This is a genomic window from Roseivirga spongicola (assembly GCF_001592965.1).
Taxonomy (GTDB): domain Bacteria; phylum Bacteroidota; class Bacteroidia; order Cytophagales; family Cyclobacteriaceae; genus Roseivirga; species Roseivirga spongicola.
This window is the reverse complement of sequence record NZ_LRPC01000012.1, coordinates 234,480-249,155: the sequence shown is the minus strand read 5'-3', so window position 1 is coordinate 249,155 and position 14,676 is coordinate 234,480. Positions and strand designations below refer to the sequence as shown.

Here is a 14,676-nt window from a genome sequence, read left to right as displayed (position 1 = left end):
TGGTTTGATTAAAAACATGCTGAATCTATATTGAGAAAAACTTAGCTCCATGACCTCACAACCCATTGATTACGAGAAACACTTTCTAGTTGAAACCTCTTGGGAAATATGTAATCAGTTGGGAGGAATTTATACAGTTATACGCTCTAAGCTCCCAGCTAATATTGAAGCTTGGGGAAAAAACTATTGCTTGCTTGGCCCATTGGTGAACAAAGGCCTGAATGCCGAATTTGAAGATATTGCCGAAAGAGAGTCGACACTTGGCAGAACTGTGGCAGCCCTAGAAAACATGGGCATCGAAGTAAGGTATGGCACTTGGTTAGTGTCTGGCAGGCCCAAAACTGTTCTTCTGAACCCCGACCACAACATTGGCAAACTTCAGCATATAAAGAAACAGCTTTGGGAAGATCATCAGATTCCCATTGGCACTGATGACTCTCTTTACGACATAAGCCTACAGTGGTGCGACTTAGTAGATACTTTCTTTACGTTATTCAGTAAGCATGAGAAAAGAACCATTCTATTTCATGGCCATGAATGGATGGTTTGCCCTGCATTATTGAATACGACTGGCGCTCATAGCAATGTAAAAACCATATTTACTACGCATGCCACTAGGCTTGGAAGAGTACTTGCCGTAAACCATAAAAACTTCTACGACATGATGTATGAAGTGGACGATCAAGAGCTTGCTAAGCAATTCGGAATTCCATCCATTCATCAACTTGAAAGACAAGGGGCTAACAAAACCGATTGCTTTACTACCGTAAGTCAAATTACCGGTCTAGAATGTGAAGCCCTACTGGGTAAACTGCCTGACCAGATAACACCCAATGGCCTCAATATTGAGCGCTTTCAAGATCCGCATCGTATTCAGATCAGGCACGAGAAGTATAAGAAACAGATTGAAAATTTTGTAATCGGACACTTCTTCAACGCTACTCCATTCGACCTTAACAAAACGCTGTTTCTATTTACAAGTGGTAGATATGAATACGAAAACAAAGGCTTCGATATAATAGTAAAAGCTCTCAAAAAGCTCAATGAGAAGCTTATACAAGAGAAGGTTGATGTTACAGTGGTAATGTTTTTTATAACCAATGCTCCAGTAAAATCTTTCAACCCTGCGGTACTCCATTCCAAAGCTTTGTTAGAAGAGGTTAAAAACACTTGCAAATCTATTGAGGGGGAAATTGCTGCTCAACTTTTGGTCAATGCAGCATCTTCGAAAGACGATTTTAAGCTTCCAGACCTAAATCAGTTTGTCTCAGATTATTGGAGGCTCAGATTTAGGCGCTCATTACAGTCATGGAAAACAGATGAGTGGCCTATGATTGTGACCCACTTACTACAAGATGATCATAACGATGCCATCTTAAAAGGGCTGAGAGAGGAGCAGTTGTTCAACAGTCCGATAGACAAAGTAAAAGTGGTGTTTCACCCTGAGTTTATCTCTCCAACCAATCCACTATTTGGTTTAGAATACTCTCAATTTGTTCGCGGTTGCCATATGGGTATTTTCCCAAGCTACTATGAACCATGGGGTTACACTCCTTTAGAATGTATTGCCAGAGGCGTACCAACAATAACCAGTGACCTTTCTGGCTTTGGCTCTTACACAGAAAACATTAATGCCAACTCGCAAGAAACAGGAGTTTACGTATTAAAAAGAAAAGATAAAACTGAAGCTCAATCGGTTGAAGACTTAGCTAAAATGTTGTTGCAGTTCTCTAAAACCAACTACAATTACAGAGCTATAATGAGAAACACTTTAGAGGAGTTTTCAAGAACATTTGATTGGCATAAACTAAGAATCCACTATGACGAGGCCTACGCTAAGGCTATTAAAAAGTAAATACTTATAGACGTGAAAAGACTTCAACCAACCCTAATACTACTATCATTCATTATGTTCATTCAGGCGGCACAAGCTCAAGACTGGGCAAACCTTAAAAAGTATCAACAGCAAAACAGTCAATTAACTCCATTAACTCAGGGAGAAAAGAGTGTGGTTTTTATGGGCAACTCAATTACCGAAGGCTGGAAAAATATTAGGCCTGAGTTTTTTGAAGGAAAGCCCTACGTAAACAGAGGAATTAGTGGTCAAACCACACCGCAAATGCTCATAAGATTCACGCAAGATGTTATTGACCTGAGACCAGAAGCTGTAGTAATCTTAGCTGGCATCAATGACATTGCTGGCAACACGGGGCCTACTACCCAAAAAATGATTACCGACAATATCTTCGCCATGGCCAAACTAGCCAAAGCACATAATATCAAAGTACTGCTATGCTCTGTTCTTCCTGCAAATGATTTTCCTTGGAGGCCAGGTTTAGAGCCTGCTCAAAAAGTAATCGATCTTAATGATGAGCTAAAAGCTTTTGCCAAAGAGCATAAGATAACTTACGTAGATTATTTCTCTGCTATGGTTAACGAACAAAACGGTCTTAAAGCCGAACTAGGGAGCGATGGCGTTCACCCGAACACCGCTGGTTACTTAGTAATGGAACCTATATTGGAAAAAGCGCTAGATAAAACGTTGAAAAGATAAGGCTAGCCATAGCTGCAAAACCCAAGCCCTTACAGTCCTAATCAAGAACACAACTGAGCATTTACTTAGGTTCAGAGACTACTTATTTGCAATTATATACCAATTGGTATATTTTTGTAAATGACCAAAGCAGAGAGAACCCGACAGTTTATAGTAGAAAGTGTAGCGCCTATTTTCAACAAGAAAGGAGCTTACGGTACGTCTCTCTCCGATATCACTGAAGCCACTGGACTTACCAAAGGAGCCATATATGGCAACTTTAAAGACAAAGACAACTTGGCCGTAGCCTGTTTTGAACATAACCTTAAGTTCTTTCAGAAAGGCCTTTTCAAGGCCCTGACTACCACTGATAACTCTTGGAATAAACTGGAAAGGTTCTTCAACTTTTATGAAGAGGGTTTTGAACAGGTGTATGAGAATGGAGGCTGTGCTCTGATGAATAGCTCAGTAGAAGCCGATGATGGTTACCCGTTACTGAAGGAACGCGTAAGCGTGACCTTTACTAATTGGAAGAAAGAACTAGCAGCTGTAATCACTGAAGGGCAAATGTCTGGTGAATTTAAAGCTGAAGTCCATGCCAGTGAAATGGCAAATTTAATTATAGCCGGAATTGAGGGCTCCATATTAATAGCCAAAAGCACTCAAAACAAAAACAGCTTTGGCACTACCCTCAACTACTTGAAAAGCATAATAGAAAAGCAATTAAAACAATGAAAAGAGTTGTAATCACTGGAATGGGGGCATTGACTCCCATCGGAAACAATATCAACGACTATTGGACCAACCTCAAGGCTGGTACTAGTGGAGCGGCAGAAATCACTCGGTTCGACACAAGTAAATTCAAAACGCACTTTGGGTGTGAACTAAAGAACTTTAATATCGATGATCATATCCCGAGAAGCGAATCGCGCAAATACGACCGCTTTACTTCTTATGCCTTAATTGCGGCAGAAGAGGCTGTTAAAAATGCTAATATCGATTTTGAGAGTTTAAACAGAAACAAAATTGGAGTGGTTTGGGGCTCAGGAAACGGAGGCATAGAAACCTTTACCGAGGAAATGATTGACTACGTAAAGCGAGATGAGAATCCTAAATTCAATCCATTCTTTATTCCTAAAATAATAGCAGACATTGCCTCTGGCGTTATTTCCATGAAGTACGGTCTCCGAGGCATCAACTTCACCTGCATATCTGCTTGCGCCTCTGGTACAACCGCAATTATTGACGCCTTCAATTACATCCGTTGGGGAAAAGCCAATATGGTTATTACTGGCGGTTCCGAAGCACCAATAACTGCGGCTGGATTGGGCGGTTTCAACGCTTCTAGAGCCCTAAGCACTAACAATGAGGAAGCCTCTACTGCATCCAGACCGTTTGACAAAACTCGAGATGGGTTTGTTGTTGGCGAAGGAGCCGGAGCCTTAATTCTAGAGGAATATGAACATGCCAAAGCCCGTGGTGCTAACATCATTGCTGAAGTTGCAGGAGGTGGAATGGCTGCAGATGCATACCATTTAACGGGAACTCACCCTGAAGGGGAAGGCGCTTTTCTAGGAATGAATGAGGCACTGGAAGATGCAGGTATAACAGCAAAAGACATTGACTACATTAATATGCACGCTACCTCCACTCCTATTGGCGACCAGAGCGAATTAATAGCCGTGGAAAGAGTTTTCGGTAAGCGCGAAAACCTGAAGCTTTCGGCTACCAAATCTATGACTGGCCACTTACTAGGAGCAGCAGGAGCCATTGAATCTATTGCTAGCATAATGGCTATTCAAGAGGGTGTCATTCCGCCAACAATCAATACTAAAGAGGTTGATTCAGATTGGGGAGATAAATTCGACTTGACTTTGGGCACCGCAGAGAAACATGATGTACGTTACGCTATGAGTAACACCTTCGGTTTTGGCGGTCATATTGCTACAGCCATTTTCAAAAGGTTTGAGTAATCAATAATGAATGTCATCCCCGCGTAGGCGGGGATTTCAAGCTTCTTGCAATTCTTTAGGGGATTCCCGCCTGCGCGGGAATGACGGTTATATTTTTACAGAAAAATTGACCCCGAGTAGTTGGCAGAGAACTTAATAGAAAACAATCTCAACATTAGGAAGACTCTCCAGCAACTTATCAATATCATTCTGACGCAAGCCTGTGTTGAAACAGGTGATTTTCTCAAGATTCTGCAGTCCTGAAAGTCTATCTAACCTAAATACTTTGGTATTTGAACAATCAATTTCCTTCATGTTCTGAAGGTTCTCTAACCCTCTAAAGCGCTTTACATTAGTTCCTGAGCAATTGAGCATTTCTAGTTCAGTTAACCCAGAAAGCGGTCTTAAATCCTCAACAGCCGTATTGGTAATATTCAACCTTTTTAGACTAGGGTATTTTGAGGAAATTCCTGTTAAATCAGCCATAGGCATTTGTAATAAGGCTAAGCTTTCTAACTCAGGCAATTCAGGCAGGTCTGTAATCAAATTCGTTCTCACCTGCTGAAGTTTTAACTCTTTCAATCTAAAAAATAGCTGAAGAGATGCTTCAAACTCAGAATTAAGATTGACTCCATTAAAACTTAAAGATTCTTGCGCAACTAGCGTATGAAGTTCATCTCTATCTGGCTGAGAAGACAGCCTTACATTGTCTCCGAATGCTCGCTTCAAGTTTGGAGGAAGATCTGCCCACCACGTAAGCAATTTATCGGACATAAAACGAATATTCACCTTCGGCCTTTTCTTTAATAGGTCGGCAACCTGTTCAGCAGAAACATTACTTCCATCGGCATCTAGCAATTCTAACTTAGGTAATTCAGCTACTTGGTCTAGATTACGAATGGCTGTATTCTTGGCTTCAAGTCTTTCCAAATTTCTAAGCGAAGACAGATTAGACAACGTATTGATGTCTGTATTATTTACACTAAGCGTCACTAGGCGAGAAGAAAGCTCTTGACCGTTTAGCACACTGATTCGGTTACCATCTAAGTTCAAATATTTCAATGACTGGAACCTAGTAAGTGGAGATAGGCTCTTCAATCCAGACTGACTCGCGTCTAGAGAGTCTAGCCTAACTAATGCCGATAAATCTTCAACCTCTGGGCTGAAAGTGCCCATCACATCTCCCAACTTATTCTTCAATGGGCTCGGCAATTCATTCCACCAAGCCATTAATTGATCTGAATTGGTGATAAGTAGCGCTCTACTAGCCGAATTGAATTTATCAATTGCCTCATCTGTCAATGCCGCTCCATTGGCGTATACCATCTTCAGTTGAGCCAGATCTAATAATGGAGACAAATCAGAAATCTCAGTATTGTCTATTCTCAGGGTCTGCAAACTTTTAAGGTTCTCGAAACCTGCTAAAGAAGTGATTTCTGTTGCAGAAAGATCCAACAAACTAAGCTGGCTCATGGCAGCTATCCCCTGAACAGTAGAAATATCGCTATTCTTTAAATGAAGCGACCTTAAGCTTTTTATCTGACCAAAACTCACCTCATCTATACCTTTGGCATCTTCTAAGCTTAATACTTCAAGGGCATTCAGCCCCTCTAAAAATGAAAGATCAGTACCTGCTATGCCATTCAGATTCAGCTCTGTGAGTTTATCAAAACCTGCTAGCACTGAGAAATCTTCCACATGGCTATTACTCAAATTGAGCTTCCTAATGTCTTTGTGATATTTTAGATATTGTAGATCGAAAACCGATGTATTGGATACATCTAGCGACTGCAATTTATTGATAGACAGCAACGGCTTTAGGTCATTAACCCAAGTATTGCTGATTCTTAAGTGCTTTAAGGAGGTCAGTTGATAGATTGGCTCCAAGTCCAATATAAGGTCGTTGCCTTTCAGGTCTAGAGAATCTATGGTGGCTAAGTTGAATAACTCATCTTTAGAAAGACTGTCATACACCAAGCCTAATTTCTTTTTAAATACCTTTTTCCACTCTAAAGTCAGTCCACTCCACCACTCTCTTAACTGTTTCTCCTTACTGATTTTAGTAGTATAGATGCTAGCAATTTTCAACTCATTGTTGGCGTCAGCATTCAATTCTATATAGCGCTTCTTAGTTGAGTTAATCTCTTCTCCTCCTAGACTTACTGCCTCCAGGTTTCTGATGAGTTCTACTCTGTAATAAGGCTTCTGATCATCTTTCTGAAGCTTCTCTACTTTCTCCACCTCAAAGTCGAAAACGGCTTCCTCAAAAAAGAAATCTATATCCTTCAAGTAAGCCTGAATATCTTTGTAAGTTACTGTTGACCTGTTCTCTTGCAAGTCATCTTCTACTTGCACCTTCTCATTGGCAAAAAGCTTTAAGTAACTGCTGTTAATTATAGTCTCTTTCTCAGAAACCGAGGTACGGGTTCCACCCAAAAGATTGAAATAATAGGCCAATGTTTCTACCATTCCCTTGGCCTGCTCCATCTTCGGATCAGCAGATGCATCAAACTCCTGTGCTTTAGCTTGAAAGAAAACCAGCAGGAAGCAACACCCAATAATGAGTTTATTTCTTATCATAAAGCAGCTTTAACAGATCTTCTTTTTGTTGTGCATTGATTTTCACCAGATCTGAGATGAGCCATCCTGTATTGTAGCCAGGACGATTGAAATTATTCAGAGAGAAATACCATCCGTCTACCGAGAAAAAATGATAATTCAATCTATTAACCGTCTCAAAAGTCAGATTCCCCATTTTTACATCGTAAAGGAACACAGTCAGTAAATCTGGTTCGAAATCGGCCAATGTATATGATTCCGGACTCCCATCTTTCACCATTGCTTTTCTCAGGTTCATAAAATCTAACTCATGGCTCATAGGATGCAGAAACTCTTTAGTTTGCCCTCTCTGCTTATCGAAGAGTGTTTTGTATGGTTCGAAGGAGATATCAGCAATTACCCATTCATAACCCAACCCCTCTTCTTGGATTTGCATATATAGCGTTAGCGGCATAGACCTTCCTTTATACCTGAAAGTGGTATTGACCACCGCAAACCATTCTTTTGCCTGCAGGTCTAGAAAAATAGGCTGATCATCACTGGTAACTTTATTTACAAACTCTTCGAATAAAGATTCAGAAAACCCGGCATTCTCCTCATCGAAGAGAATGCTCAGGAATCTTTTTCTTAATCTTGAATTTCTGTATTGCCTGTCTTCTGGCTCAAACTCTCTCCCCTTGGTATCTTCTTCACCATTGAACCTGCTAAAAAATTGGTTCAGTTGCTTTGTACTAGCCAAAAGCTGACGCTCAATTTCATCGTCTTCTGAGACGATCTGCGCCTGTAGATTACCTTGAATTACTAGAACTAATAAGCCGGAAAGCAGCAAAAATCTTTTGATCATATCGAAGTTTCAGACACACGAATATCACCCAAAATTACATCCCAGAACTCAATAGTTCTACCTGCAATCTGAGTCTCTTTCTTTTCTACGTATATAGTGATGTCCTTTTTGGTTGTATCCTTATACGCTAACTTATCACCATTAGTACCTTCAAACTTCTGATAAATAGTTACTACACCAACATACCTGCCATCAGGCTGTCTTTCAAGGTCAGAAATGTAGTGTACATCGTACCACTCAATGGTTACTTTATCATAATTCAGGGCCATCAACCTACGGAAGTACTCTCTTACCTTGTAGTATTCGATTTCTTCTTTAGCCAATGATGAAACACCCATTTCAGAACCTGGAGCGAAAAGCTCTTCAGCCCTATCCATTACGCGAGTAGCCTCGTTGTATGGAGTGCTCTTATTTCCGATAATTTTAATGTACTTACCGAGATCTTTCACCTTTTCCAAAGCCAATGAATCGATGGCTTTTTCTCTGTTCGGATCTACTGCATTCTGAGCCATTACCGCAGTACTAGTGAAAACTGCAATGAAGGCGATAGCTAATAATTGAATATATCTTCTGTTCATTTTCTTCTTATTTTTTCACCAATACCAATTCCTTAATCTTACCGCTTGGGTCTCTCACTACTTCTTTCACTCTGTGCACATTGTTTCCTGTGTCTTTGATGTAGTTGAGGTATTTAGTGATATCTGTTGGCTCATCGTAATCTTCAGTGCCATTAGCAGCATAGATTATAATAAGAACAGGTGCCGTTCCATTGCTAAATAGACCTAGCGCCTCTCTGATGTTTCTGTTGGCTACATCGTTAGATGAAGCAGAAGCAATAGCAGCGAAGTAATTATTAAGACGAGTATCTAAAGTAGCTTCTGGTGCGCTTCTTACATCTCTTGGCTCAGGTTCTGGCTCTGGCTCAGGTTCTGGAGTAGGAGCCGGCTCTTCCATAGGTTCTGGCTCAGGCTGTGCATCTACAAGTGCTTTCTTGCTTTTACACGAAGCCAATACTAAAACTAAAACCATAAAGAGAGCTAATGATTTAATTGATTTGTTCATCTGGATTAACATTGTTTAAGTTGCTCTTTTTTCATTTTCGAACTGATTGGACAAATAGTGTTCCAATTCGAGCGTTTAACGTAAAACCGTTGAACGCGGATATGTTCGGCAAAAATAATTTTTGAATTGAGAAAAAGCCTCTCAAAATGGCAAGTAAATTCTTAATGACGGAGCTATAAAAGTGTAAGCTGAAATTGACAAGCCCCCCTCATCAGCTTGATTTAACAACTACCCTTTTTTAAAAAACGAAAAAGCAACCTCCTTAACAGAAGATTGCTCTAAACAACCCAGTAAACTTCTAGTTAATAACTTCCTTGATTAATTACCCTCTGGCATATTTGCCACAGACGCTCCCTCAGGCATTTGGAAGTTACTCATAGCCGGATACTCTTTTGAAACTTGAATGTTCTCAAATGTAGTAGCATTACCCCTTGGCTCTCCTACTTCACCATCTGCATAGCTATACCACTGCAAAGAAGTTGGCAACATCACGCCTTCAAAATTTTGCCACCCTTCATACTTTATCAGACTATATCTGTCTTTTGCCCCACCACCAAAAGTAGCTGTATAGAGCAACCAATGCATTTTATTGGTATCAGGATCCGAACAAATAATGTATGAGTCGTTAGGAGAATCTCCCACGCCATTATTGTAAGACACCTTCACAGCATTATAAGTTTTGCCAGCCAACTCCATTGGTTCCATCACCTCATAATTCACTCCAGGGTCTCCTACCACAAAAGGAAAAGCGTAGAAGTAAAACATAAGATTATAACGCATACGCTGCCTATCGGCATTTTCAGAAGCAGGATAAACCCAAACTTGCTCTCCATCAAAGCCCACAGTTTGATTTTCTGACTCAATTCGAGTATACCTATTCTGCAACTCTACAAGTGTTTTACTACCTCCACTATTATAGGAAAGAGATTTTAATGAAGTCCACGTATCGAAGCCTCCGTGAGCATCGAAAACCGCAGTTATTTCAGGAATATGATGTGCTGTATTGCTCGGCTTTACAACCTCTGAAACTTCTTGATTGTCTTTTTTGCCTTCACAGGCCATTAAAAACATCAATAGTGAAAGTGCTATGAGTTCTTTCATGATGGCATTTTTTGTACAAAGGTGAAATTAAAGAATTTAAAATACTGTCAGTTTAAGAACATTTCAGTGCATTACTTAGTCAGCTTTTACAAATTCCTCGATGCAGGCAGCAGTGCCTATTACAAAAATTAAAATACCAATGAGCTTTTAAAAGCCTTACAAAAAGTCAGAAAGACATTTAACTTTGGGCTAAGCAGATTTATATGAATAAAGAGCAGAAATTCGAAACCCAAGCCGTTAGAACTCAAATTGAGCCTACCCATGCCAAGGAGCATTCTACTCCCATGTACCTTACTTCTAGCTTTATTTATGATGACGCAGAAGAAATGAGGGCTTCATTTGCTGGCGAGAACAACAGGCATATCTATAGTCGGTTCAGCAACCCTAACTATCAGGAGCTAATCGATAAAGTATGCTTAATGGAGGATGCCGAAGCGGGTTACGTTTTTGCAACTGGTATGTCGGCTGTTTTTTCAAGTTTTGCTGCTCTAAGCAAAACTGGTGACCACATCATCAGCTGTCGCTCAATATTCGGTTCCACACACACAGTATTCACCAAAATTCTACCGAAGTGGAATATTCAGACCACTTATGTTGAAGTAGACGATCCAGCCAGTTGGGAAAAGGCTGTTCAACCGAACTCTAAGCTTTTCTACCTAGAAACACCCACTAACCCTGGAGTAGACCTGGTAGACCTAGAAGCTGCTTCTACTTTCTGCAAAAAGCACGGCCTGTTAATGATTGTAGACAATTGCTTTGCTACACCTTATCTGCAACAGCCCATCAAATTCGGAGCTGATTTGGTGATTCATTCTGCCACCAAATTTATTGATGGTCAAGGCCGAGTAATGGGTGGAATCACGGTGGGCAAGAAAGAACTGATCGAAGAAATTTATGCCTTCAGCCGAAGCACAGGCCCAGCACTATCTCCTTTCAATGCTTGGGTACTTTCTAAAAGCTTAGAAACACTAGCAGTTCGGATGGACAGACATTGTGAGAATGCCCTGAAGCTAGCAGAGTTTCTTTCTACCCACCCAGAAGTGAGTTGGGTAAAATATCCGGGCTTAAAGAGTCATCCGCAGTACGGTATTGCCCAAAAGCAAATGATTGCTGGTGGTGCTGTAGTAGCTTTTGGCGTTCAAGGTGGACTGGAAAAAGGACGCAGCTTCTTGAACAATCTTAAAATGTGCTCCCTCACTGCCAACCTTGGAGACAGCAGAACTATTGCTACCCACCCTTCATCTACCACTCATGCGAAACTTTCTGAAGAAGAACGTCAGAAAGTTGGCATTACTCCAGAACTCATTCGTATTTCCGTAGGTTTAGAACATATTGATGATATTATTAATGACATACAACAGGCTTTAACCTGAAGTTGCCTAAAATTATAATGAGTAAAGAGAGACATGTAAAATCAAAGAAGAAGGAAACTTGGACAGATTTACGTGCCGTGATAAAAAGACTCTGTGAAAATCTAAACATCTCAACCGATGAATTTTCAGAATTAAACATCAAAGAATGGAAGAAAATTGAGCCGAAAATTTGGACAAGGTTTTCTTCAAGCAAAAACTCCAAATGGATTTGGGAAACCTTAGTAGATTCCTATGCCACTGCTCCAGTTAGCTATAAGACTCTTAAATTGGAAAACTTTATAAATCCAACGGAAAGAGTCTGGTTTTTACTTGACGACACCGTGAATGAGAAAACAAAATTTTGGATTTATGAAGGAACCGTTAAAGCTTTCGAAAAGTTGTTCAGGGAATCTATCTGGACTGATGAAGTATTAATTGTCTCAAAAAAATACGAGTGGATTTTAATAATAAATCATCACGACATTATGATTGGGACAGGAAAACTAAAAGATCGAATCGAAGAATATAAAAAAGAAAGTACGATTGTTTAAAACTCATTAAACAGCGGCTTACACTGAGTGATAAAATGAAGCAAATTTTGGCTGAAATTCTCACCATTGGTGATGAAATACTCTACGGACAAATAACTGATACCAATTCTCAATGGATCAGCTCTGAACTAGACCAACTAGGAATAAAGGTCGTTCGCAAAACGACTGTTGGCGATACTGAAGAAGCCATACTTGGTGCTTTCGCTGAAGCCGAAGCAAGAGCAGACATGGTGCTCATTACAGGCGGCCTGGGTCCCACAAACGATGACCTCACCATGCCAATGCTTGCTCAATACTTCGACAGTGAGATCGTCATGAATGAGAGTGTTTTGACTCACGTTAAACATTTCTTCGAAAGTAGAGGCCGAACTTTTACAGAGCTAAACAAAAGACAGGCTTTGGCTCCAAAAGCAGCCGAAGTGCTACATAATGAACTAGGGACAGCCCCCGGAACTTGGTATGAAAAAAATGGCAAAGTATTCGTTTCTATGCCTGGAGTACCGCATGAAATGAAGAACCTGATGAAGACTTTGGTTCTTCCCAAACTGGCTTCGTTCTTTCAAACCCCAGTTATCTATCACAAGCTGATCAAAACAGTTGGGATTGGTGAGTCTTTCCTAGCCGACAAAATCAAAGACTGGGAAGAAAGCCTCCCCGAGCATATTTCTCTGGCCTACTTGCCAAGCGTAGGTCAAGTAAAGCTTAGACTCACCGCTATTGGAGACAATAGAGAACACCTAAAAAAAGATGTTCAAGAGTTAATTGACGAGTTGATGCCTTTGGCTGGCTCCTATATTTACGGTTACGACAATACTACATTAGAAGAAGCCGTGGGGCAACTTCTAAAAGCAAAGGGAAAAACAATCGCCTTGGCCGAAAGTTGTTCTGGTGGTTACGTTCAGCATAAAATCACAACCATTGCTGGTTCTTCAGAGTACTTTCAGGGAGGAGTGGTTCCTTACCACAACAACCACAAAGTCAACCTACTAGGTGTTAAACCTGCGACATTAGAAGTGCATGGAGCGGTAAGTGAGGCCTGCGTAAAAGAAATGGCAGAAGGTGCTAGAAAGTTATTTAATGCTGATATTGGCGCTTCTTCTAGTGGAATTGCCGGACCTGGAGGTGGTTCTGAAGAGAAACCCGTTGGTACAGTTTGGATTGCTTTTGCTGATGGAAAAGAAACCATCACTAAAAAACTGCAACTAACACAGAATAGACTATTAAATATTGAATTGACACAAATTTCCGTATTAAATTTGGTAAGGAAAAGTTTGAGTCGCTAAAACTTTGATAATATTTGGTAATTCACTTACTTTTGTGGATTAGTGCAAACGTTATAATTCGCTAAAAACAAGGAAATGGCTATAGTAGAAATGGTAATGCCAAAGATGGGGGAAAGTATCATGGAGGGTACTGTACTATCTTGGCTTAAACAAGAAGGCGACACTATTGAGGCAGATGAATCTGTACTTGAGGTGGCTACCGATAAAGTGGACACGGAAGTACCTGCCACACATGGAGGAGTTCTGAAAGAAATTTTGGTAAAAGAAGGCGATGTGGTGGCTGTTGGCGCACCAATAGCCAAAATAGAGACAGAAGCAAGCGAGTCTACCTCTGCGGCTCCTGCACCTGAAGCTCCTACTAGCAGTGGCAAAGCACAAGAAGAAACTAAATCAGAGCCTGCTGCTCCTGCAGCAACAGCGGCAAACAACAACGGACAAACAGCTCAAGTAGCTTCAGATCGCTTCTATTCTCCTTTGGTAATGAGCATTGCTCGCCAAGAGAACATTCCTATGGCCGAACTAGAAACCGTTCCTGGCACAGGTAGAGAAGGCAGAGTAACCAAAAGCGACATTCTTTCTTATGTGAAGAATAGACCTGCTGGTGGTCAAGCCACTCAAACTCCTGCGGCAAGCCCTGCTCCAGCAACAGCTCAGGCAAGTACGCAAAGAGCTCCTCAGCCAATGCCAGTATCTATTTCAGGTGAAGACGAGATCATCGAGATGGATAGAATGCGCAAAATGATTGCTGAGCGCATGGTTGACAGTAAGCGCATTTCTCCACACGTAACTTCATTTGTAGAAGCTGACGTAACCAATGTAGTTTACTGGAGAAATAGAGTTAAAAATCAATTCAAAGAAAGAGAAGGCGAGCCTATTACTTTCACTCCAATCTTTATTGAGGCTATTGTAAGAGCCATGAAAGATTACCCGATGATGAATGTGCAGGTTGATGGCAACAGAATTATCAAAAAGAAAGACATCAACATCGGTATGGCCGTAGCATTGCCATCGGGCAACCTAATTGTTCCTGTAATTCACAATGCAGATCAGCTTAGTCTTGTAGGCCTCACAAAAAGAGTAAACCAATTGGCTAGAAAAGCTCGTGAAAACAAGCTAACTCCAGACGATCTTCAGGGCGGAACCTACACCGTATCTAACGTTGGTTCATTTGGCAATGTAATGGGTACACCTATCATTATGCAGCCTCAAGTAGGCATTATGGCCCTTGGTGCGGTACAGAAAAAACCAGCAGTGGTAGAAACTCCTGCCGGAGATGCCATTGCCATCAGGCACAAAATGTTCCTTTCTCACTCTTATGACCATAGAGTGGTAGACGGATCACTAGGCGGAATGTTTGTTCGTAGAGTAGCCGACTATCTAGAGAGATTCGACTTGAACAGAGGCTTCTGATTCGGAAGGCTTCAGATTGTAGACATTAG

At 40.9% G+C, this 14,676-nt stretch carries 13 protein-coding genes; 8 read left to right on the top strand and 5 right to left on the bottom strand.

What is annotated here, in order from left to right; translation table 11 throughout:
- Nucleotides 1-49: 49 nt before the first annotated feature.
- The 4 genes from AWW68_RS09005 to fabF all read left to right on the top strand — a co-directional run bounded on the left by AWW68_RS09005 (nucleotide 50) and on the right by fabF (nucleotide 4,506).
- On the top strand, nucleotides 50-1,855 hold the full coding sequence (locus AWW68_RS09005; protein WP_068219685.1) for a glycosyltransferase: 1,806 nt from the start codon (nucleotides 50-52) through the stop codon (nucleotides 1,853-1,855).
- A gap of 12 nt (nucleotides 1,856-1,867) precedes the next feature.
- Nucleotides 1,868-2,554 carry an SGNH/GDSL hydrolase family protein gene (locus tag AWW68_RS09000; RefSeq protein ID WP_221405983.1) on the top strand — a complete coding sequence of 229 codons (687 nt, stop codon included), beginning with the start codon at nucleotides 1,868-1,870 and terminating at the stop codon, nucleotides 2,552-2,554.
- A gap of 120 nt (nucleotides 2,555-2,674) precedes the next feature.
- On the top strand, nucleotides 2,675-3,268 hold the full coding sequence (locus AWW68_RS08995) for a TetR/AcrR family transcriptional regulator (RefSeq protein ID WP_068219681.1): 594 nt from the start codon (nucleotides 2,675-2,677) through the stop codon (nucleotides 3,266-3,268).
- Entirely contained in the window at nucleotides 3,265-4,506 is a 1,242-nt protein-coding gene (gene fabF, locus AWW68_RS08990) for a beta-ketoacyl-ACP synthase II (protein ID WP_068219677.1), read from the top strand. The genes AWW68_RS08995 and fabF overlap by 4 nt, the downstream gene beginning before the upstream one ends.
- Nucleotides 4,507-4,638: 132 nt before the next feature.
- On the opposite strand, the gene AWW68_RS08985 is transcribed toward fabF, so the two are convergent.
- The 5 genes from AWW68_RS08985 to AWW68_RS08965 all read right to left on the bottom strand — a co-directional run bounded on the left by AWW68_RS08985 (nucleotide 4,639) and on the right by AWW68_RS08965 (nucleotide 10,051).
- On the bottom strand, nucleotides 4,639-7,065 hold the full coding sequence (locus tag AWW68_RS08985; RefSeq protein ID WP_068219674.1) for a leucine-rich repeat domain-containing protein: 2,427 nt from the start codon (nucleotides 7,063-7,065) through the stop codon (nucleotides 4,639-4,641).
- Nucleotides 7,052-7,888 carry a hypothetical protein gene (locus AWW68_RS08980; RefSeq protein WP_089082284.1) on the bottom strand — a complete coding sequence of 279 codons (837 nt, stop codon included), beginning with the start codon at nucleotides 7,886-7,888 and terminating at the stop codon, nucleotides 7,052-7,054. The genes AWW68_RS08985 and AWW68_RS08980 overlap by 14 nt, the downstream gene beginning before the upstream one ends.
- Nucleotides 7,885-8,400, bottom strand: a complete 516-nt coding sequence (locus tag AWW68_RS08975) for a hypothetical protein (protein ID WP_394364969.1) — start codon at nucleotides 8,398-8,400, stop codon at nucleotides 7,885-7,887. The genes AWW68_RS08980 and AWW68_RS08975 overlap by 4 nt, the downstream gene beginning before the upstream one ends.
- Before the next feature lie 73 nt (nucleotides 8,401-8,473).
- On the bottom strand, nucleotides 8,474-8,950 hold the full coding sequence (locus AWW68_RS08970) for a nucleoid-structuring protein H-NS (RefSeq protein WP_157717585.1): 477 nt from the start codon (nucleotides 8,948-8,950) through the stop codon (nucleotides 8,474-8,476).
- 318 nt (nucleotides 8,951-9,268) lie between these two features.
- Complete coding sequence (locus tag AWW68_RS08965) at nucleotides 9,269-10,051, bottom strand: DUF6503 family protein (RefSeq protein WP_068219663.1); 783 nt, start codon at nucleotides 10,049-10,051, stop codon at nucleotides 9,269-9,271.
- Between the two features lie 203 nt (nucleotides 10,052-10,254).
- Here AWW68_RS08965 and AWW68_RS08960 point away from each other — a divergent pair, with 203 nt between their 5' ends.
- The 4 genes from AWW68_RS08960 (at nucleotide 10,255) to AWW68_RS08945 (ending at nucleotide 14,647) form a co-directional block, all read left to right on the top strand.
- A complete protein-coding gene (locus AWW68_RS08960) occupies nucleotides 10,255-11,424 on the top strand; it encodes a trans-sulfuration enzyme family protein (RefSeq protein WP_068219659.1) in 1,170 nt (389 codons plus the stop codon).
- Nucleotides 11,425-11,441: 17 nt separating this feature from the next.
- Nucleotides 11,442-11,954, top strand: coding sequence for a DUF6756 family protein (locus AWW68_RS08955; RefSeq protein WP_068219656.1), 513 nt, complete (start codon nucleotides 11,442-11,444; stop codon nucleotides 11,952-11,954).
- A gap of 35 nt (nucleotides 11,955-11,989) precedes the next feature.
- Entirely contained in the window at nucleotides 11,990-13,237 is a 1,248-nt protein-coding gene (locus tag AWW68_RS08950; RefSeq protein WP_068219653.1) for a competence/damage-inducible protein A, read from the top strand.
- A 75-nt stretch (nucleotides 13,238-13,312) separates the two neighbouring features.
- Nucleotides 13,313-14,647, top strand: coding sequence for a dihydrolipoamide acetyltransferase family protein (locus AWW68_RS08945; protein ID WP_068219651.1), 1,335 nt, complete (start codon nucleotides 13,313-13,315; stop codon nucleotides 14,645-14,647).
- Nucleotides 14,648-14,676 lie beyond the last annotated feature (29 nt).

Coding starts and splice junctions, on each gene's coding strand:
- AWW68_RS08985 (WP_068219674.1), bottom strand. CDS start 7,065: ATGATAAGAAATAAACTCATTATTGGGTGTTGCTTCCTGCTGGTTTTC.
- AWW68_RS08945 (WP_068219651.1), top strand. CDS start 13,313: ATGGCTATAGTAGAAATGGTAATGCCAAAGATGGGGGAAAGTATCATG.
- AWW68_RS08975 (WP_394364969.1), bottom strand. CDS start 8,400: ATGGCTCAGAATGCAGTAGATCCGAACAGAGAAAAAGCCATCGATTCA.
- AWW68_RS09005 (WP_068219685.1), top strand. CDS start 50: ATGACCTCACAACCCATTGATTACGAGAAACACTTTCTAGTTGAAACC.
- AWW68_RS08950 (WP_068219653.1), top strand. CDS start 11,990: ATGAAGCAAATTTTGGCTGAAATTCTCACCATTGGTGATGAAATACTC.
- AWW68_RS08980 (WP_089082284.1), bottom strand. CDS start 7,888: ATGATCAAAAGATTTTTGCTGCTTTCCGGCTTATTAGTTCTAGTAATT.
- fabF (WP_068219677.1), top strand. CDS start 3,265: ATGAAAAGAGTTGTAATCACTGGAATGGGGGCATTGACTCCCATCGGA.
- AWW68_RS08970 (WP_157717585.1), bottom strand. CDS start 8,950: ATGAACAAATCAATTAAATCATTAGCTCTCTTTATGGTTTTAGTTTTA.
- AWW68_RS08960 (WP_068219659.1), top strand. CDS start 10,255: ATGAATAAAGAGCAGAAATTCGAAACCCAAGCCGTTAGAACTCAAATT.
- AWW68_RS08955 (WP_068219656.1), top strand. CDS start 11,442: ATGAGTAAAGAGAGACATGTAAAATCAAAGAAGAAGGAAACTTGGACA.
- AWW68_RS08965 (WP_068219663.1), bottom strand. CDS start 10,051: ATGAAAGAACTCATAGCACTTTCACTATTGATGTTTTTAATGGCCTGT.
- AWW68_RS08995 (WP_068219681.1), top strand. CDS start 2,675: ATGACCAAAGCAGAGAGAACCCGACAGTTTATAGTAGAAAGTGTAGCG.